Source organism: Pantoea sp. B566 (assembly GCF_024793925.1).
Classification (GTDB): Bacteria; Pseudomonadota; Gammaproteobacteria; order Enterobacterales; family Enterobacteriaceae; genus Pantoea; species Pantoea ananatis.
Genome location: NZ_JANUQL010000003.1, coordinates 3008205 through 3027276 on the forward strand (window position 1 = coordinate 3008205; position 19072 = coordinate 3027276).

13 protein-coding genes, 2 tRNA genes, 3 rRNA genes and 1 riboswitch are annotated in these 19072 nt (G+C 54.2%); of the genes, 12 read left to right on the forward strand and 6 right to left on the reverse strand.

The window, feature by feature from the left end; translation table 11 throughout:
- Positions 1-2: 2 nt before the first annotated feature.
- Positions 3-182 (reverse strand): DUF1127 domain-containing protein, encoded by a 180-nt coding sequence (locus NYE92_RS15755; protein WP_071822338.1) that lies wholly within the window; start codon positions 180-182, stop codon positions 3-5.
- A gap of 174 nt (positions 183-356) precedes the next feature.
- Here NYE92_RS15755 and NYE92_RS15760 point away from each other — a divergent pair, with 174 nt between their 5' ends.
- The gene (locus tag NYE92_RS15760; RefSeq protein WP_014595034.1) at positions 357-1880 is read left to right on the forward strand and encodes a PLP-dependent aminotransferase family protein; all 1524 of its coding nucleotides are present in this window, start codon (positions 357-359) and stop codon (positions 1878-1880) included.
- 114 nt (positions 1881-1994) lie between these two features.
- On the opposite strand, the gene thiE is transcribed toward NYE92_RS15760, so the two are convergent.
- The 3 genes from thiE to NYE92_RS15775 form a co-directional block, all read right to left on the reverse strand.
- Positions 1995-2627: a thiamine phosphate synthase gene (thiE, locus tag NYE92_RS15765; RefSeq protein ID WP_259019141.1), complete on the reverse strand. Its 633-nt coding sequence runs from the start codon at positions 2625-2627 to the stop codon at positions 1995-1997.
- Positions 2628-4550, reverse strand: coding sequence for a phosphomethylpyrimidine synthase ThiC (gene thiC / locus NYE92_RS15770; RefSeq protein ID WP_259019142.1), 1923 nt, complete (start codon positions 4548-4550; stop codon positions 2628-2630).
- Between the two features lie 85 nt (positions 4551-4635).
- Positions 4636-4734: riboswitch (TPP riboswitch) on the reverse strand.
- A 180-nt stretch (positions 4735-4914) separates the two neighbouring features.
- A complete protein-coding gene (locus tag NYE92_RS15775; protein WP_013024121.1) occupies positions 4915-5418 on the reverse strand; it encodes an Rsd/AlgQ family anti-sigma factor in 504 nt (167 codons plus the stop codon).
- A 197-nt stretch (positions 5419-5615) separates the two neighbouring features.
- Between NYE92_RS15775 and nudC the strand changes: the two genes are divergently transcribed.
- The 6 genes from nudC to NYE92_RS15805 all read left to right on the forward strand — a co-directional run bounded on the left by nudC (position 5616) and on the right by NYE92_RS15805 (position 10010).
- On the forward strand, positions 5616-6386 hold the full coding sequence (nudC, locus tag NYE92_RS15780; RefSeq protein ID WP_013024122.1) for an NAD(+) diphosphatase: 771 nt from the start codon (positions 5616-5618) through the stop codon (positions 6384-6386).
- Between the two features lie 40 nt (positions 6387-6426).
- Positions 6427-7497, forward strand: a complete 1071-nt coding sequence (gene hemE, locus NYE92_RS15785) for a uroporphyrinogen decarboxylase (RefSeq protein ID WP_013024123.1) — start codon at positions 6427-6429, stop codon at positions 7495-7497.
- The gene (gene nfi / locus NYE92_RS15790; RefSeq protein ID WP_014595037.1) at positions 7497-8165 is read left to right on the forward strand and encodes a deoxyribonuclease V; all 669 of its coding nucleotides are present in this window, start codon (positions 7497-7499) and stop codon (positions 8163-8165) included. Before hemE ends, nfi begins: the two co-directional genes overlap by 1 nt.
- A gap of 62 nt (positions 8166-8227) precedes the next feature.
- The gene (locus tag NYE92_RS15795) at positions 8228-8818 is read left to right on the forward strand and encodes a YjaG family protein (protein WP_013024125.1); all 591 of its coding nucleotides are present in this window, start codon (positions 8228-8230) and stop codon (positions 8816-8818) included.
- A gap of 188 nt (positions 8819-9006) precedes the next feature.
- The gene (gene hupA / locus NYE92_RS15800) at positions 9007-9279 is read left to right on the forward strand and encodes a nucleoid-associated protein HU-alpha (protein WP_006121511.1); all 273 of its coding nucleotides are present in this window, start codon (positions 9007-9009) and stop codon (positions 9277-9279) included.
- Positions 9280-9347: 68 nt separating this feature from the next.
- Positions 9348-10010 (forward strand): DUF1481 domain-containing protein, encoded by a 663-nt coding sequence (locus NYE92_RS15805; RefSeq protein ID WP_014595039.1) that lies wholly within the window; start codon positions 9348-9350, stop codon positions 10008-10010.
- 36 nt (positions 10011-10046) lie between these two features.
- On the opposite strand, the gene purD is transcribed toward NYE92_RS15805, so the two are convergent.
- Both purD and purH read right to left on the reverse strand, forming a co-directional pair.
- A complete protein-coding gene (gene purD, locus NYE92_RS15810) occupies positions 10047-11327 on the reverse strand; it encodes a phosphoribosylamine--glycine ligase (RefSeq protein ID WP_158151077.1) in 1281 nt (426 codons plus the stop codon).
- Positions 11328-11343: 16 nt separating this feature from the next.
- Positions 11344-12933, reverse strand: a complete 1590-nt coding sequence (purH, locus tag NYE92_RS15815) for a bifunctional phosphoribosylaminoimidazolecarboxamide formyltransferase/IMP cyclohydrolase (RefSeq protein ID WP_013024128.1) — start codon at positions 12931-12933, stop codon at positions 11344-11346.
- A 635-nt stretch (positions 12934-13568) separates the two neighbouring features.
- On the opposite strand from purH, the gene NYE92_RS15820 reads away from it, so the two are divergent.
- The 5 genes from NYE92_RS15820 to rrf all read left to right on the forward strand — a co-directional run bounded on the left by NYE92_RS15820 (position 13569) and on the right by rrf (position 18940).
- Positions 13569-15110, forward strand: a 16S ribosomal RNA gene (locus NYE92_RS15820).
- 73 nt (positions 15111-15183) lie between these two features.
- A tRNA-Ile gene (locus NYE92_RS15825) sits at positions 15184-15260 on the forward strand.
- 148 nt (positions 15261-15408) lie between these two features.
- Positions 15409-15484 (forward strand) — tRNA-Ala (locus tag NYE92_RS15830).
- A gap of 205 nt (positions 15485-15689) precedes the next feature.
- A 23S ribosomal RNA gene (locus tag NYE92_RS15835) occupies positions 15690-18595 on the forward strand.
- Positions 18596-18824: 229 nt separating this feature from the next.
- Positions 18825-18940: ribosomal RNA gene (gene rrf / locus NYE92_RS15840) — 5S ribosomal RNA — on the forward strand.
- The 16S, 23S and 5S rRNA genes sit together here with 2 tRNA genes alongside, the layout of an rRNA operon.
- Positions 18941-19072: the final 132 nt, after the last annotated feature.

Sequence of the window (19072 nt, forward strand, 5' to 3'; positions counted from 1 at the left end):
TATCAGTGAATATCGCGTCGATTTAACCCAATGTCTTTTAACTGACAATCGCTAAGCCTGGACAAAATAGCGCGGGTTTCCCGCTGGCATTGCCAGCGTCGGATGCTCCCCCAGACAATGCGCAAGAACCGAAACGGTCTTATGACAAATGGCTTAGCCGCGCGGTTTTCTTCATATCCCATGATCCTGCCCCTCGTTGTTTATCTGAGAAACATTTTCACGTAGACCGTCTGTTCAATACAGACTCACCAGGAACAAATATTTAACATACAGATTGCGCGTTGACGCATCTGAATGGTAGAAATAGCGTTAATCTGTACCGCTTTGCGGGGCAATCAAACTTCATAAGGCATACAATGACGCGTTATCAACATTTAGCCATGCTGCTGGAAAAGCGCATTGCGCAGGGGCTGTATCGGAACGGCGAACGGTTGCCCTCGGTGCGCAGCCTGAGTGCTGAACACGGTGTCAGTATTAGCACCGTGCAACAGGCCTATTATTTGCTGGAGCAGAAACAGTTGATCATCCCGCAGTCCCGTTCGGGCTATTATGTCGCGCCGCATAAAGCGATGCCGCCCATTCCGGCACTGACCCGACCGGTACAGCGCCCGGTGGAAATCACGCAGTGGGATGCGGTCTTTGATCTGCTTAACAGCCGGCTGGAAGATGACATATTGCAGTTGGGCAGCGGCATGCCGGATCTCACACAGTCTACCCTGAAGCCGCTCTGGAAAGCGTTTAGTCGGCAGGCACAGAAGCAGGAAAGCACTCTGCTGAATTACGATAATCTGTATGGGGTGACCTGCCTGCGAGAGCAGATCGCCCGGCTGATGATTGACAGTGGCTGTCAGCTCAGCCATGAAGATATTGTCATTACGACGGGTTGCCATGAAGCCCTGTCTGTTTCCGTTCGCGCTGTCTGCCAGCCAGGCGATATCATCGCCGTGGAATCACCATCGTTTCACGGCATCATGCAAACGCTGCGCGGTTTTGGCATTCGCGCCATTGAGATCCCCACCGATGCGGTAACGGGCATCAGTCTTGAGGCGCTGGAGCTGGCCTTTGATCAGTGGCCGATTAAGGCCGTCGTTGTGGTGCCCAACTGTAATAACCCACTTGGTTTCATCATGCCAGAGAAGCGCAAGCGCGCCCTGCTGGCCTTGGCGCAACGTTTTGACGCCGCGATTATTGAAGACGATGTCTATGGCGAGTTGGCCTGGGAGTATCCACGGCCTTCATCCATTAAATCGATGGATGAAGACGGGCGCGTATTGTTATGCAGTTCATTTTCAAAAACGCTGGCGCCGGGTCTGCGCGTAGGCTGGGTGGCGCCGGGGCGCTACCGCGATCGGGTTCTGCATATGAAATACATCGGAACCGGGTCTACTGCGACTCAGCCTCAGCACGCAGTTGCAGAGTTTATTCATCAGGGGCATTACCAGACCCATCTGCGGCGGATGCGTCAGGTTTACCAACACAACTACGAAACCTTTATTTGCTGGGTTCGGCACTATTTCCCCTGTGGAATCTGCGTCACGCGGCCTCAGGGGGGATTTCTGATGTGGATTGAACTGCCAGAAGCCTTTGACGCCGTGCAACTTAACAATACGCTGCGGGAGTCCGGGATACAGATTGCTGTGGGTTCGCTGTTTTCCGCCTCGGGCAAATATCGCAACTGCCTGCGCCTGAACTATGCCTTGCCTGCCAGCGATAAAGTTGAACGGGCACTGGCGATAACGGGCAGCGCCGTTGAGCAGGCGATAGCGGCATGTGTCCACGATCGGCCAAGGGCACATACCTCTTTACCTGTGGTTGAGGAGCAGGGCCAGAAAGAGGAGGGAACTGGCCCTGGTCCGGCCATTCCGGCCGGACACCTGTGACTTTACTGAGCATAAAAAAACCGCGCCAGCCGTAATACTCATTGCCGTGCGCGGCTTTCCACTCTTTAACAGCCTTTTGCACAGGCTGCAGGTATTTCTGGGCGCTGACGCGCGTTAGTACGCCGTTTCGGATTCGGCAAGCCGCAGCAGAACACGCGTGGCCTCCTGCCAGTCTTCTGCCTGAGTAATCGCGCTCACCACCGCAATACTGCCCACCCCGGTGGCCAGGACCTCTGGCGCACGATCAATACTGATGCCTCCGATCGCGACTGTTGAGATGCCGTGCAGCCGGGCCAAATGGCGCTTAAGTTCAGCTACGCCCTGAGGGGAAGAGGGCATGGCCTTCGTCTGGGTGGGGAAGATGTGCCCCAGCGCCACATAGGAAGGGCGCAGTGCCAGCGCCCGATCCAGCTCTGCATCATCATGAGTTGAAAGTCCCAGCCGCAAGCCTGCGTGCAGGATCTGCTGCAGGTTAGCGACCTCTAAATCTTCCTGACCCAGATGGACGCCATAGGCCTGATGTTTAATCGCCAGTTGCCAGTAATCATTGATAAACAGACGTGCCTGATAGCGCTTACCTGCGGCGATAGCCCGAATAATCATGGGTTCAACCACCTCGTCCGGCTGATCCTTGATCCGAAGCTGAAGGGTTCGCACACCGGCTTCCAGCAGGCGCTCTATCCATTCCACGCTGTCAACGACCGGATAGAGCCCCAGACGTGATGCGGTTGCGGGAAAGGCGTCCATTTATTCCTCCTTTATTGCGGTCGCAGGGTGATACAGCTCACCGCCGCGCTCACGAAAATGATCAGACATTTTCGCCATCCCCACCTCAATCGCCTGGGCTTCGGCTTCCTGCCTTGCGGCGTAGTCACGCACTTCCTGGGTAATTTTCATTGAGCAAAATTTGGGGCCGCACATAGAGCAGAAGTGGGCCACCTTACCGGACTCCTGCGGCAGGGTTTCATCGTGGTAAGCCCGGGCCGTATGCGGATCCAGTGCAAGATTAAACTGGTCTTCCCAGCGAAACTCAAAACGTGCTTTGGACATCGCATTGTCGCGGATTTGCGCGCCCGGATGACCCTTGGCCAGATCGGCTGCGTGCGCGGCGATCTTGTACGTGATTAAGCCCTGTTTAACATCTTCCTTGTTTGGCAGACCTAAATGCTCTTTGGGCGTGACGTAGCACAGCATGGCGCAGCCGAACCAGCCAATCATCGCGGCACCAATGCCGGAGGTAAAGTGATCGTAACCCGGAGCAATATCAGTGGTGAGGGGGCCCAGAGTGTAAAACGGCGCTTCATGGCAATGTTCCAGTTGTTCGGTCATGTTGCGACGGATCATTTGCATGGGAATATGGCCGGGGCCCTCAATCATCACCTGCACGTCGTATTCCCAGGCAATTTTCGTCAGCTCACCTAAGGTGTGCAGTTCCGCAAACTGCGCTTCGTCATTGGCATCCTGAATCGATCCCGGACGCAGGCCGTCACCCAGTGATAATGAGATGTCGTAGGCCGCACAAATTTCACAGATGTCGCGGAAGTGCTCATACAGGAAGCTCTCTCTGTGATGCGACAGGCACCACTTCGCCATAATGGAACCACCACGCGAGACAATCCCAGTCAGGCGCTTCGCGGTCATGGGCACGTAGCGCAGCAGCACGCCTGCATGAATCGTAAAATAATCCACACCCTGCTCGGCCTGTTCCAGCAATGTGTCGCGGAAAATTTCCCAGTTCAGATCTTCTGCCACACCGTTAACTTTCTCAAGCGCCTGATAGATCGGTACCGTACCGATAGGCACCGGGCTGTTACGCAAAATCCATTCACGGGTTTCGTGGATATAGCGGCCGGTGGAAAGATCCATGACGGTATCGGCGCCCCAACGCGTTGACCACACCAGCTTTTCAACCTCTTCTTCAATCGAGGAGGTCACGGCTGAGTTGCCGATATTGGCATTCACTTTCACCAGAAAGTTACGCCCGATGATCATGGGTTCGGATTCGGGATGGTTAATATTTGCCGGAATAATAGCGCGCCCGGCAGCCACTTCCTGACGCACAAACTCAGGGGTAATATTTTCTGGCAGATGGGCGCCAAAGCTGTGCCCCGGATGCTGCTGCAGCAGCACCTCGCCGCGGATGCGTTCCCGGCCCATATTTTCCCGCAGCGCGATAAACTCCATCTCCGGCGTAATTATGCCCCGACGAGCATAATGGAGCTGGGTAACGCAGTGGCCTGCCTTCGCACGGCGTGGTGTGGGCAGGTGTTCAAAACGTAAGTGATCCAGGCCGTCATCGGCCAGCCGCTGTTGCGTGTAGGCAGAGCTGATTTGCACCAGATTTTCGCTGTCATTCCGCTCTTCAATCCAGCGCGCCCGCAGTTTATCCAGCCCCCGATGCACGTCGATTTGTGCGGCGGGATCGCCATAGGCACCGGCCGTATCGTAAACCGGAACGGGCTCATTCTCCTCATAAACCGGCGCTTCTTTACTGCCGCTGGTCAGGGTAGGGCTGAGTTGAATTTCCCGCATTGGGACACGGATATCATCGCGGCTGCCGGTAAGCCAGATACGTTTTGAATTAGGGAAGGCGCTGCCGCCCTGAAGAGAGTCAATGAATTCCTGTGCGTGAGCACGTTGTTCGCGACGGGTCGTTTTAGCAGTAGACATAGCAATATTCCAGTAAGAGGGAAGGTTGCTTGTCCGGAGTTCGGAAGGAGTAACGGCACTGCTGACACCATTCGGTGGCGTACCGTATAAATTTACTCTTGTTCCCTTCGCAGGTTCTAACCTGATCAGGTTCCGCGGATCCCGAATTAACGGTCTCAGCCCTTAGGCACTCCGACAAGATGAGGTTTCAACGATTTCGCTACGGCGCCCGCTCGGCTTCACCCCGGAAAAAGGGATAGCATGAACAGCGCCCGTAGATGACGTATCAACCGTAAACACCGACTACGTTCGGCGTTAAACGTAAAGCCCACTCAGCATAAGGGGGCTTTTAGCTAATCACAAGTCTTTTACAATCGATTAGGTTTTAGGCGGGGCGGGCAATTTCGCTGTCGTTAGCCACGGGCGGGGTCAGGTGATTATCCCATGCCATCTGGATGAGTTTGTCCTCAAGCGTAAAGCGTCCTTCCAGGGCTTCTCCGACCTCCGATAGCGCATTCTGAAAGGTGACGTAGTTATCGTCATCAATCGCCTGCTGCAGGTGTCCGTCATACAGCTTCATCAGTTGTTCGGTGTTGGCTTCCAGCGAGGGATAAATCTGCGTTGCTGCCAACAGCGGACTGGTACCGTCCATTTCTCCGATCAGGCGTTGATAGAGGCTGAAGTGGCCGGATGAAAGGTAATCGACCAGATTATGGCAAAAGTTATCAAGTGCCTGTTCATCCAGACGCGTCAGTGCCTCTTTCTTTGGCTTGATACCGACCAAATGGTAATAAGAAACCAGTAACTGGCGGCGAGCGGCCAGCCATGAATCGACCAGTTCATTACTGCCACCTACGCGTTTGGTCAGAACGTCTAACTGGTTGAGCATAGTTAACTCCGTATGAGTTATGCACCTTCATATTTCAGATTAGCGATGCGTCAAGTGCGCTTGTTTTCCACGAGCCTGCCGGGGAGAAATAAGCGTGTTGCCGTCTTGCAACCAGAATTATTTGGGTATAGTTGTTCATCTACACACTTAACATCGGGACTTCAGCGTGCGGGTTGACGCTAAGGATGACGAAATAAATGCAATGCGAAATTTCAAGCGTAGACGCTGGATGGTGGATTGTCAGCAGTGAACAAAAAATTTGGTTACCGCAAGGAGACCTGCCTCACGGTAATGCGCAGCATTTTGGCCTGACGGGTCATCAGGGGCGCGTAATTGGCGAATGGCAGGGGGAGAATGTCTGGCTGATTTGCGAAACACGTTCGGAGGATATGCTGTCTTTACGGCAGTTACTTAACGAAGATCCGGGACTGTTTCAGTTGGCAGGGCGCGGTGTACAGCTGGCCGAATTTTATCGCTCTCACCGCTGGTGTGGCTACTGCGGCCATGAGATGCACGCCAGCAAGCGTGAATTTGCCTGCCTGTGCAGCCACTGCCGTGAACGCTACTATCCACAGATTGCGCCCTGCATTATCGTCGCCATTCGCCGGGGGGACGAGATCCTGTTGGCTAACCATGCGCGCCAGCGTAATAACATTTACACTGTGCTGGCCGGTTTCGTCGAAGTCGGCGAAACCATTGAACAGGCCGTCGCGCGCGAGGTAATGGAAGAGAGCAACGTGCGTGTGAAGAATGTCCGCTATGTTACCTCGCAGCCCTGGCCTTTCCCGCAGTCTCTGATGATGGCGTTTATGGCGGAATATGATGGCGGCGAGTTACAACATGACGGCAAAGAGCTGCTGGACGCCGGATGGTTCCGCTTTGATGCGCTGCCTTTACTGCCGCCGCCCGGTACCGTCGCCCGTCGATTAATTGAAGATACGGTGGCCCTCTGCCGCGCTGAGGCGTGAGAGTGCTACACTACTCGCTTGATACCGAGAGAGTCCTGAGATGAGTGAACTGAAGAACGACCGTTATTTGCGCGCCCTGTTACGCCAGCCTGTAGATGTCACCCCCGTATGGATGATGCGGCAAGCCGGGCGTTATTTGCCGGAATATAAGGCAACGCGCGCCCAGGCAGGCGATTTTATGTCGCTGTGCAAAAATGCCGAACTGGCCTGCGAAGTCACCCTGCAACCCCTGCGTCGCTTTAAGCTGGATGCGGCGATCCTCTTCAGTGATATTCTCACCATCCCTGATGCGATGGGGCTGGGTTTATACTTCGAAACAGGCGAAGGCCCGTGCTTCTCCAACCCGATTACCTGCCGTGCTGATGTCGATCGCCTGCCGGTGCCCGATCCTGAACAGGAGCTGGGTTACGTGATGAATGCGGTACGCACCATCCGTAAAAACCTCAACGGCGAAGTACCATTGATAGGCTTCTCAGGCAGCCCCTGGACGCTGGCGACCTATATGGTTGAAGGGGGAAGCAGCAAAGCCTTCACCAAGATCAAAAAAATGATGTATGCCGAGCCTGCCACGCTGCACGCCATGCTGGATAAGCTGGCCGACAGTGTCATCCTCTATCTTAATGCCCAGATCCGCGCCGGTGCGCAGTCGGTGATGGTCTTTGACACTTGGGGCGGCGTGTTAACCGGGAACGACTATCGTGAGTTCTCGCTTTACTACATGCATAAAATTGTCGACAGCGTGCTTCATGAGAACGAAGGACGTCGTGTGCCCATCACCTTGTTTACCAAGAATGGTGGCCAGTGGCTGGAAGCCATTGCTGAAACGGGCTGTGATGCACTAGGTCTGGACTGGACTATCGATATCAGTGAAGCCCGCCGCCGTGTCGGCCACAAAGTTGCTTTGCAGGGCAATATGGATCCTTCCATGCTCTATGCACCCCCGGCGCGAATTGAGCAGGAAGTGGCAACGATTCTGGAAGGATTCGGCCAGGGTGAAGGCCACGTTTTCAATCTGGGACACGGCATCCATCAGGATGTTCCACCCGAGCATGCCGGCGTATTTGTTGAGGCGGTGCACCGTCTGTCACGCCAGTATCATTCGGCGTCATAATGGATATCGCCGCTCTTCGCGCGGAGCAACGCCAACGGGCCGCAGAAGTCGTACGGCAGGATGATTTTGACGTGCTGCCGCCACGCTTTATTGGTGGCGCAGACGTCGGTTTTGAGCAGGAAGGCGCAGTGACGCGTGCGGCACTGGTTATTCTTGAATATCCGTCCATGAAGCTGGTGGAATATCGCATCGCGCGCATTGATACCACCATGCCTTACATTCCGGGCTTTCTCTCTTTCCGTGAGTATCCGGCCCTGCTGGCGGCCTGGGACATGCTGGAGCAGAAGCCCGATCTGCTATTTGTCGATGGTCATGGTATCTCACATCCGCGCCGGCTTGGTGTCGCGTCGCATTTTGGGTTGATGGTGGATGTTCCCACTATCGGTGTTGCGAAAAAGCGTCTGTGCGGGCACGTTGAGGCGCTGGATGAAACGCCCGGCAGTCGGCAGCCGTTGATGGATAAAGGAGAACAAATTGGCTGGGTATGGCGCAGCAAGGCACGCTGTAACCCGCTGTTTGTTGCCACCGGACACCGCGTCAGTCTGGACAGCGCTCTGGAATGGGTAGAAAAGTGCACACAGGGCTACCGTTTACCGGAGCCCACGCGCTGGGCGGATGCTGTGGCATCTCGCCGACCCGCATTTCTGCGCTGGCAAAGCGCGCTTTAACACTGTTTGTATGGCGCTTTTGGGTTACACTGCCGCCAGCGAAACGAATAAGAGCTCTGTGTATGTTACAAAACCCTGTACATCTGCGTCTGGCAAAGCTGGAAAGCTGGCAACACCTGACGTTTATGGCTTGCCTGTGCGAGCGCATGTATCCCAACTACGTGGCTTTTTGCCAGCAAACCGAGTTTGCCGATCCTGCACTTTACCGCCGTATTCTGGATCTGATTTGGGAAACGCTGACGGTTAAAGATGCGAAGATCAATTTTGACAGCCAGCTGGAAAAGCTTGAAGCGGCGATTCCCGATGGCGATGCGTTTGAGGTTTACGGTGTCTATCCGGCCATCGATGCCTGCGTGGCATTGAGTGAAGTGCTGCATTCGCAGTTAAGCGGTGAAACGCTTGAACATGCGATTGAAGTCAGCAAGACCTCGATCACCACCGTTGCCATCCTGGAAATGACTCACGAAGGTCGCGAAATGACCGATGAAGAGCTACGAGAAAATCAGGCTGTCATCGACGAATGGGACCTGCAATGGGAGATTTTTCGCCTGCTCGCGGATTGTGAAGAGCGAGACCTCGAATTGATAAAAGGTCTGCGATCTGACCTGCGTGAGGCGGGAATTAGTAACATCGGTATAAAAATTCAGCAATAAGGCGAGAAAACGTGACTTCAGGCCTTAATTAGCGCGCCTGGAGGCTTCACATCAGCCCCCAGTCTGGTCTACATTTGGGGGGCTGAAAATTGTGGCTATCGGTGCGTGCAGGCTGAAGAGTGCCCGAAGCTGGCTTTTCCCTCGCACTCGTTGCTTAGCAAGCGATAAATACACTTTAAGGATAACTTATGAACAAGACTCAACTGATTGATGTGATCGCAGAAAAAGCTGACCTGTCTAAAACCCAGGCCAAGGCAGCGCTGGAATCTACTCTGGCTGCAATCACTGAGTCTCTGAAAGAGGGTGATGCTGTACAACTGGTTGGTTTTGGTACTTTTAAAGTGAACCACCGCGCTGAGCGTACCGGTCGTAACCCACAGACTGGCAAAGAAATCAAAATCGCTGCGGCAAACGTACCTGCATTCGTGTCTGGTAAAGCTCTGAAAGACGCCGTTAAGTAAGACGTCGCACTGCGGTAACGTTTTAAAACAGGGGCGATTTCGCCCCTTTTGTTTAGGGGCCAGCCACCATGACTACGCTGTTTCAGCGATTATCAGCCCTGCTTCTCTCCTCTTTTCTCATTGGGTGTAGTTCAACGCCCGACATTCCGGCTTTCTCGGCCAGCGGTTATCTCGCCGATCGCGGCAGTGTTCGTATCTGGCGCAAGAATACCGATCATCACTCGGTACATATTCGTACGCTCTATAATCCGTTCAACAGCGAAAAAAGTGAAATTACGGACTATCGCTGGCTCGGCGATGATCTGATCAGCGTGGAACGCCAGGTGAAAGGCGAAAAGCCAGACGACGTTACGCTACGCTTTGATCAAGGCGGCAATCTCAATTTTATGCAGCGCCAGCTCGCGACGCGCCGTGAGGCAGTCAGTCCGGATGCGGTTGAGCTTTACAAGTTTGATGCACAACGTATGCGTGAAGTCAGCGATGCGCTGTTAAGTGGGCGGGTGTTTCTGAAACAAGGACACTGGTCAGGTGGAAGCGTTGTGACAACCTGTGAGGGCCAGCAGGTGACGCCGGCTTTCGACAGTTATGCACTGCAGACGCTTACGCACTACCGCCGTGATAAGGCGGAACCCTTGATGATTTCATGGCTGGAAGCGCCTGAAGGCGTGCAGTTGCTGCGTGTGACTCAAAAAGATGAATGCGCGGATGCGCCGGATGAGGCGAATTTCTGAGGCAATAAAAAGGGGCACTGGGTGCCCCTTTGATCATTATTTACGGTTAATGGCACGATAGCCGATGTCGCGTCGGCAGAAACTGCCTTGCCAGGAAATCGGCTTAGCCAGTTCGTAAGCCCGTTTCTGTGCGGCAGCAACATCATCGCCTAGCGCGGTGACGCAAAGAACCCGCCCACCGTTCGTCAAAACCCGCTCCTCTTCAAGGCGCGTCCCGGCGTGGAAAACTTTGCCGTCGGCAACCTCTTCCAGCGGCAGACCGTGAATCTGATCGCCGTTATTGTAAGAGCCGGGATAGCCCCCGGCTGCCAGCACCACGCCCAGTGAAGGGCGGGGATCCCATTGTGAGTCTTTTTGATCAAGCTTGCCTTCACAGGCGGCCAGACACAGATCCACCAGATCCGACTGCAGGCGCAGCATAATGGGTTGTGTTTCGGGATCGCCGAAGCGACAGTTGAATTCGATCACTTTAGGCTGACCAGTCTGATCGATCATCAGCCCGGCATATAAGAAGCCCGTATAGACATTGCCTTCGGCGGCCATGCCACGTACGGTTGGCCAGATAACCTGATCCATAACGCGCTGGTGGATTTCATCGGTCACCACCGGGGCAGGGGAATAAGCACCCATTCCTCCCGTGTTCGGTCCGGTATCGCCGTCGCCCACCCGTTTATGGTCCTGGCTGGTGGCCATTGGCAACACATTCTCGCCATCAACCATCACGATAAAGCTGGCTTCTTCGCCGTCCAGAAACTCTTCAATCACGATACGGTGCCCGGCGTCACCAAACGCATTGCCCGCCAGCATATCCTGCACGGCATCTTCCGCTTCCTGCAGCGTCATGGCCACAATCACGCCTTTACCGGCAGCCAGCCCGTCAGCTTTGATGACAATCGGCGCACCTTTTTCACGCAGGTAAGCCAGCGCAGGGGCGACGTCGGTGAAGTTTTGGTACTCGGCACTGGGGATGTTGTGACGTGCAAGAAAGTCCTTGGTGAATGCTTTAGACCCTTCCAATTGCGCGGCGGCCTGAGTTGGACCAAAGATTTTCAATCCGGCCTCGCGGAACGCATCAACCACGCCTGCCACTAACGGCGCTTCAGGGCCGACAATGGTGAGATCAATCTGTTCACGTTGAGCGAAGGCCAGCAAAGCGGGAATATCGGTGGGGGCAATATCGACGTTCTGCAACGCGGGTTCCAGCGCTGTGCCCGCATTACCGGGTGCGACAAAAATGGTTTCTGCCAGCGGCGACTGCGCCGCTTTCCAGGCCAGTGCGTGTTCACGTCCGCCGTTACCGATGATTAAAATTTTCATAAAAGGCTCCACAGAATTAATGGCGGAAGTGACGCATGTCGGTAAAGATCATGGCAATACCATGCTCATCCGCTGCCGCAATCACTTCATCGTCGCGGATAGAACCGCCAGGCTGAATCACACAGCTTACGCCCACGGCAGCAGCGGCATCAATGCCATCCCGGAACGGGAAGAACGCATCGGAAGCCATCGCGGAACCTTTTACTTCCAGGCCTTCATCACCCGCTTTAATTCCTGCAATTTTGGCAGAGTAGACGCGGCTCATCTGGCCAGCACCTATGCCGATGGTCATATTGTCGCGCGCATAGACAATGGCGTTGGACTTAACGAATTTCGCCACTTTCCAGCAGAACAGTGCATCACGCAGTTCCTGCTCAGAAGGTTGGCGCTTGCTGACGACGCGCAACTGGCTGGCATCGACCATACCGAGGTCGCGATCCTGAACCAGCAGACCGCCATTCACCCGTTTGAAATCAAGGGCAGCCACGCGACCCTGCCAGTCACCGCATACCAGCACGCGGACGTTTTGTTTTGCCGCGGTCACTTTCAGCGCAGCTTCCGTTGCAGCAGGAGCGATGATGACTTCAACAAACTGTCGGCTGATGATGGCCTGGGCTGTCGCCTCATCCAGCTCGCGGTTAAAGGCAATGATGCCGCCGAAGGCAGATGTCGGGTCAGTCTGATAGGCACGCTCATAAGCTGCCAGAATTGACTCACCCACCGCAACACCGCAAGGATTGGCGTGTTTGACAATGACGCAGGCGGGCTCAATAAACTCTTTCACGCACTCAAGCGCGGCATCGGTATCCGCAATGTTGTTATAAGAGAGTGCCTTGCCCTGCACCTGGCTGGCGGTAGCGACCGAGGCTTCCTGCACATTCTCTTCTATATAGAAGGCGGCGTCCTGATGGCTGTTCTCGCCATAGCGCATATCCTGCTTCTTAATGAAGTTGAGATTGAGGGTGCGCGGGAAGCGGCCGGCTGGTTGGCTGGTTTCACCATGATAGGCAGGAACCAGAGTACCGAAGTAGTTAGCGATCATGCTGTCGTACGCGGCGGTATGTTCAAACGCTTTGATTGCCAGGTTGAAGCGGGTTTCGAGCGTCAGTGAGTTCTGATTGGCGTCCAGCTCAGCGATAATGGCCGGATAATCGCTGCTCTTAACGACAATCGCCACGTCTTTGTGATTCTTGGCCGCCGAGCGCACCATTGTCGGGCCGCCAATATCAATGTTCTCAACGGCGTCTTCCAGTGAGCAATCTGGTTTTGCGACGGTTTGGGCAAAGGGATAAAGATTGACGACCACCATATCAATCGGGCTGATAGCATGCTGCGCCATCACCGCATCATCTTGTCCACGACGTCCTAAAATGCCGCCATGGACTTTCGGGTGCAGTGTTTTAACGCGTCCATCCATCATTTCCGGGAAGCCGGTGTAGTCAGACACTTCTGTGACGGGAAGTCCCGCCTCTGCGAGCAGGCGAGCGGTACCACCTGTGGAGAGCAGCTCAACTCCGCGCTGAGAGAGTGCCTGAGCAAATTCGAGGATGCCGGCTTTATCAGAAACACTGAGCAGGGCGCGGCGTAAAGGACGAGGTTGTTGCATGGTGGTTTTATCCCTTGGCTTTGATTCGCGTAAATAAGAGCGTTACATCAAGCTTGTGTGCTTACTTTTCTCTATATAGAGCAGCAAAAGCGTAAAAACTTCAGGTAACGCCCCGAAAAGGGGCATCCATTGCGTTGCGGGGCATTGTAGCGAAAACGTTTGCGTGATGCTCGTCTAAATTTGATGCGGCCGGGAATGTGGATAACTTTGTGTGTAACTGCGTATAAGGCGGGGTTTTGCTGTGGAATGCAGCGAACAGTCATTTTTATTGAATTTAGCCCTTGTCAGCCAGAGAGAACTCCCTATAATGCGCCTCCATCGACACGGCACAACGGCTTACGGAATGCGGTGTTGAGAGGGTCAGGCAACTGAGCCGCCGGAGAAAAACTTCTGAAAAAGAGGTTGACTCTGAAGGAGGAAAGCGTAATATACGCCACCTCGCGACAGACGGTTAACCCGCTGTTCGCACTGCTCTTTAACAATTTATCAGACAATCTGTGTGGGCACTCGCAGGATTGATATCAGCGTCTCCGGACGTAAAAAATATCAAAGCCTCACGAGTGAACACATAATGAAATTCATTATGACGTTTTACAGATGAGCACCGCTGAACTGGTTTCAGCAAATCAAACTTTAAATTGAAGAGTTTGATCATGGCTCAGATTGAACGCTGGCGGCAGGCCTAACACATGCAAGTCGGACGGTAGCACAGAGGAGCTTGCTCCTCGGGTGACGAGTGGCGGACGGGTGAGTAATGTCTGGGGATCTGCCCGATAGAGGGGGATAACCACTGGAAACGGTGGCTAATACCGCATAACGTCGCAAGACCAAAGAGGGGGACCTTCGGGCCTCTCACTATCGGATGAACCCAGATGGGATTAGCTAGTAGGCGGGGTAACGGCCCACCTAGGCGACGATCCCTAGCTGGTCTGAGAGGATGACCAGCCACACTGGAACTGAGACACGGTCCAGACTCCTACGGGAGGCAGCAGTGGGGAATATTGCACAATGGGCGCAAGCCTGATGCAGCCATGCCGCGTGTATGAAGAAGGCCTTCGGGTTGTAAAGTACTTTCAGCGGGGAGGAAGGCGATGTGGTTAATAACCGCGTCGATTGACGTTACCCGCAGAAGAAGCACCGGCTAACTCCGTGCCAGCAGCCGCGGTAATACGGAGGGTGCAAGCGTTAATCGGAATTACTGGGCGTAAAGCGCACGCAGGCGGTCTGTTAAGTCAGATGTGAAATCCCCGGGCTTAACCTGGGAACTGCATTTGAAACTGGCAGGCTTGAGTCTCGTAGAGGGGGGTAGAATTCCAGGTGTAGCGGTGAAATGCGTAGAGATCTGGAGGAATACCGGTGGCGAAGGCGGCCCCCTGGACGAAGACTGACGCTCAGGTGCGAAAGCGTGGGGAGCAAACAGGATTAGATACCCTGGTAGTCCACGCCGTAAACGATGTCGACTTGGAGGTTGTTCCCTTGAGGAGTGGCTTCCGGAGCTAACGCGTTAAGTCGACCGCCTGGGGAGTACGGCCGCAAGGTTAAAACTCAAATGAATTGACGGGGGCCCGCACAAGCGGTGGAGCATGTGGTTTAATTCGATGCAACGCGAAGAACCTTACCTACTCTTGACATCCAGAGAACTTAGCAGAGATGCTTTGGTGCCTTCGGGAACTCTGAGACAGGTGCTGCATGGCTGTCGTCAGCTCGTGTTGTGAAATGTTGGGTTAAGTCCCGCAACGAGCGCAACCCTTATCCTTTGTTGCCAGCGATTCGGTCGGGAACTCAAAGGAGACTGCCGGTGATAAACCGGAGGAAGGTGGGGATGACGTCAAGTCATCATGGCCCTTACGAGTAGGGCTACACACGTGCTACAATGGCGCATACAAAGAGAAGCGACCTCGCGAGAGCAAGCGGACCTCATAAAGTGCGTCGTAGTCCGGATCGGAGTCTGCAACTCGACTCCGTGAAGTCGGAATCGCTAGTAATCGTGGATCAGAATGCCACGGTGAATACGTTCCCGGGCCTTGTACACACCGCCCGTCACACCATGGGAGTGGGTTGCAAAAGAAGTAGGTAGCTTAACCTTCGGGAGGGCGCTTACCACTTTGTGATTCATGACTGGGGTGAAGTCGTAACAAGGTAACCGTAGGGGAACCTGCGGTTGGATCACCTCCTTACCTGAAGATACCTTCCCGCGAAGTGCTCACACAGATTGTCTGATAGAAAGTCACGAGCAGAAAAAACCTCTACAGGCTTGTAGCTCAGGTGGTTAGAGCGCACCCCTGATAAGGGTGAGGTCGGTGGTTCAAGTCCACTCAGGCCTACCAAATTTCTTCTTATGCTGCGTTATGCGCGCGGTCGTTTACAGACGTAAACGTCCCTTCCGCATGCCTTGCCTGAGACGAAATGGCATCCTTCTTGATGAAGGATGTTTACTCGGTTGAGTGGTAGTAGTGGTCTCTGCAGTAACTGTATGGGGCTATAGCTCAGCTGGGAGAGCGCCTGCCTTGCACGCAGGAGGTCAGCGGTTCGATCCCGCTTAGCTCCACCATACTCACTACTGTTTTTTTCTGAAAATACTTCAGAGCGTACCGGCAACGGTGTGCTGCGAAGTATTCTGCTCTTTAACAATCCGGAACAAGCTGAAAATTTGAAACGACACAGGGTCGCATTCTTCCGTAATAAAGAATGATGACAATGTGTTCGAGTCTCTCAAAAGCTCATGACACGCAGCGTAAAACGCCTGTGGGTTGTGAGGTTAAGCGACTAAGCGTACACGGTGGATGCCCTGGCAGTCAGAGGCGATGAAGGGCGTGCTAATCTGCGATAAGCGCCGGTAAGGTGATATGAACCGCTACAACCGGCGATACCCGAATGGGGAAACCCAGTGTGACTCGTCACACTATCATGCAGTGAATACATAGCTGTATGAGGCGAACCGGGGGAACTGAAACATCTAAGTACCCCGAGGAAAAGAAATCAACCGAGATTCCCCCAGTAGCGGCGAGCGAACGGGGAGGAGCCCAGAACCATCATCAGCTTGTGCATCAGTGGAAGCGTCTGGAAAGTCGCAGGGTACAGGGTGATACTCCCGTACACAAAGGTGCACAGGCTGTGAGTTCGATGAGTAAGGCGGGACACGTGGTATCCTGTCTGAATATGGGGGGACCATCCTCCAAGGCTAAATACTCCTGACTGACCGATAGTGAACCAGTACCGTGAGGGAAAGGCGAAAAGAACCCCGGCGAGGGGAGTGAAACAGAACCTGAAACCGTGTACGTACAAGCAGTGGGAGCCTCTTTATGGGGTGACTGCGTACCTTTTGTATAATGGGTCAGCGACTTATATTCTGTAGCAAGGTTAACCGCATAGGGGAGCCGCAGGGAAACCGAGTCTTAACTGGGCGTTAAGTTGCAGGGTATAGACCCGAAACCCGGTGATCTAGCCATGGGCAGGTTGAAGGTTGGGTAACACTAACTGGAGGACCGAACCGACTAATGTTGAAAAATTAGCGGATGACCTGTGGCTGGGGGTGAAAGGCCAATCAAACCGGGAGATAGCTGGTTCTCCCCGAAAGCTATTTAGGTAGCGCCTCGTGAATTCATCTCCGGGGGTAGAGCACTGTTTCGGCTAGGGGGCCATCCCGGCTTACCAACCCGATGCAAACTGCGAATACCGGAGAATGTTATCACGGGAGACACACGGCGGGTGCTAACGTCCGTCGTGAAGAGGGAAACAACCCAGACCGCCAGCTAAGGTCCCAAAGTCATGGTTAAGTGGGAAACGATGTGGGAAGGCCCAGACAGCCAGGATGTTGGCTTAGAAGCAGCCATCATTTAAAGAAAGCGTAATAGCTCACTGGTCGAGTCGGCCTGCGCGGAAGATGTAACGGGGCTAAACCATGCACCGAAGCTGCGGCAGCGACGCTTATGCGTTGTTGGGTAGGGGAGCGTTCTGTAAGCCGTCGAAGGTGTGCTGTGAGGCATGCTGGAGGTATCAGAAGTGCGAATGCTGACATAAGTAACGATAAACAAGGTGAAAAACCTTGTCGCCGGAAGACCAAGGGTTCCTGTTCAACGTTAATCGGAGCAGGGTGAGTCGACCCCTAAGGCGAGGCCGAAAGGCGTAGTCGATGGGAAACAGGTTAATATTCCTGTACTTGGTGTTACTGCGAAGGGGGGACGGAGAAGGCTATATCGGCCGGGCGACGGTTGTCCCGGTTTAAGCGTGTAGGTGTGTGTTCCAGGCAAATCCGGTTCACTTTACACTGAGGCGTGACGACGAGGCACTACGGTGCTGAAGTGATAAATGCCCTGCTTCCAGGAAAAGCCTCTAAGCATCAGGTAACACAAAATCGTACCCCAAACCGACACAGGTGGTCAGGTAGAGAATACCAAGGCGCTTGAGAGAACTCGGGTGAAGGAACTAGGCAAAATGGTGCCGTAACTTCGGGAGAAGGCACGCTGGCGCGTAGGTGAAGGGACTTGCTCCCGGAGCTGAAGCCAGTCGAAGATACCAGCTGGCTGCAACTGTTTATTAAAAACACAGCACTGTGCAAACACGAAAGTGGACGTATACGGTGTGACGCCTGCCCGGTGCCGGAAGGTTAATTGATGGGGTTATCCGCAAGGAGAAGCTCTTGATCGAAGCCCCGGTAAACGGCGGCCGTAACTATAACGGTCCTAAGGTAGCGAAATTCCTTGTCGGGTAAGTTCCGACCTGCACGAATGGCGTAATGATGGCCAGGCTGTCTCCACCCGAGACTCAGTGAAATTGAAATCGCTGTGAAGATGCAGTGTACCCGCGGCAAGACGGAAAGACCCCGTGAACCTTTACTACAGCTTGACACTGAACACTGAGCCTTGATGTGTAGGATAGGTGGGAGGCTTTGAAGCGTGGACGCCAGTCTGCGTGGAGCCGACCTTGAAATACCACCCTTTAATGTTTGGTGTTCTAACGTAGGCCCGTAATCCGGGCTGCGGACAGTGTCTGGTGGGTAGTTTGACTGGGGCGGTCTCCTCCCAAAGCGTAACGGAGGAGCACGAAGGTTGGCTAATCCTGGTCGGACATCAGGAGGTTAGTGCAATGGCATAAGCCAGCTTGACTGCGAGAGTGACGGCTCGAGCAGGTGCGAAAGCAGGTCATAGTGATCCGGTGGTTCTGAATGGAAGGGCCATCGCTCAACGGATAAAAGGTACTCCGGGGATAACAGGCTGATACCGCCCAAGAGTTCATATCGACGGCGGTGTTTGGCACCTCGATGTCGGCTCATCACATCCTGGGGCTGAAGTAGGTCCCAAGGGTACGGCTGTTCGCCGTTTAAAGTGGTACGCGAGCTGGGTTTAGAACGTCGTGAGACAGTTCGGTCCCTATCTGCCGTGGGCGCTGGAGAATTGAGGGGGGTTGCTCCTAGTACGAGAGGACCGGAGTGAACGCACCGCTGGTGTCCGGGTTGTCACGCCAGTGGCACTGCCCGGTAGCTAAGTGCGGAAAAGATAAGTGCTGAAAGCATCTAAGCACGAAACTTGCCCCGAGATGAGTTCTCCCTGAGCCTTTAAGGCTCCTGAAGGGACGTTGAAGACGACGACGTTGATAGGCCGGGTGTGTAAGCGCAGCGATGCGTTGAGCTTACCGGTACTAATGACCCGTGAGGCTTAACCTTACAACGCCAGAGGCGTTTTGGTAGAGAGACGACTTGAATTTTCAGCATTGTTTACCGGATAAAGAATTTAGTTCTGTTCTGCGGACGCGAGTCCGAAGGATTTTGCGCTGAGTGCAAGGCGGCAACCGAGACGGGGTGAAGGAGCATACTGAGGTATGTGACTGAGCGGCGCGAGGGAAGCCAGCGCGGCAGCAGCGTGAAAGACGCAGGACGGAGCACAAAGAATTTGCCTGGCGGCTGTAGCGCGGTGGTCCCACCTGACCCCATGCCGAACTCAGAAGTGAAACGCCGTAGCGCCGATGGTAGTGTGGGGTCTCCCCATGCGAGAGTAGGGAACTGCCAGGCATCAAACAAGTGAAGAAGCCCTGAACTGACGTTCAGGGCTTTTTTACGTCTGCGTTCTGCCAGATAACCCCTCATCTCTGCGCCGTTCCGGACCGGACGCATCCCTTTACCGGCGTTTAACGGGCAAGGGTG

Coding starts and splice junctions, on each gene's coding strand:
- thiE (WP_259019141.1), bottom strand. CDS start 2,627: ATGGACGCCTTTCCCGCAACCGCATCACGTCTGGGGCTCTATCCGGTC.
- hupA (WP_006121511.1), top strand. CDS start 9,007: ATGAACAAGACTCAACTGATTGATGTGATCGCAGAAAAAGCTGACCTG.
- NYE92_RS15805 (WP_014595039.1), top strand. CDS start 9,348: ATGACTACGCTGTTTCAGCGATTATCAGCCCTGCTTCTCTCCTCTTTT.
- hemE (WP_013024123.1), top strand. CDS start 6,427: ATGAGTGAACTGAAGAACGACCGTTATTTGCGCGCCCTGTTACGCCAG.
- NYE92_RS15795 (WP_013024125.1), top strand. CDS start 8,228: ATGTTACAAAACCCTGTACATCTGCGTCTGGCAAAGCTGGAAAGCTGG.
- NYE92_RS15755 (WP_071822338.1), bottom strand. CDS start 182: ATGGGATATGAAGAAAACCGCGCGGCTAAGCCATTTGTCATAAGACCG.
- purH (WP_013024128.1), bottom strand. CDS start 12,933: ATGCAACAACCTCGTCCTTTACGCCGCGCCCTGCTCAGTGTTTCTGAT.
- nfi (WP_014595037.1), top strand. CDS start 7,497: ATGGATATCGCCGCTCTTCGCGCGGAGCAACGCCAACGGGCCGCAGAA.
- thiC (WP_259019142.1), bottom strand. CDS start 4,550: ATGTCTACTGCTAAAACGACCCGTCGCGAACAACGTGCTCACGCACAG.
- NYE92_RS15775 (WP_013024121.1), bottom strand. CDS start 5,418: ATGCTCAACCAGTTAGACGTTCTGACCAAACGCGTAGGTGGCAGTAAT.
- nudC (WP_013024122.1), top strand. CDS start 5,616: ATGCAATGCGAAATTTCAAGCGTAGACGCTGGATGGTGGATTGTCAGC.
- purD (WP_158151077.1), bottom strand. CDS start 11,327: ATGAAAATTTTAATCATCGGTAACGGCGGACGTGAACACGCACTGGCC.
- NYE92_RS15760 (WP_014595034.1), top strand. CDS start 357: ATGACGCGTTATCAACATTTAGCCATGCTGCTGGAAAAGCGCATTGCG.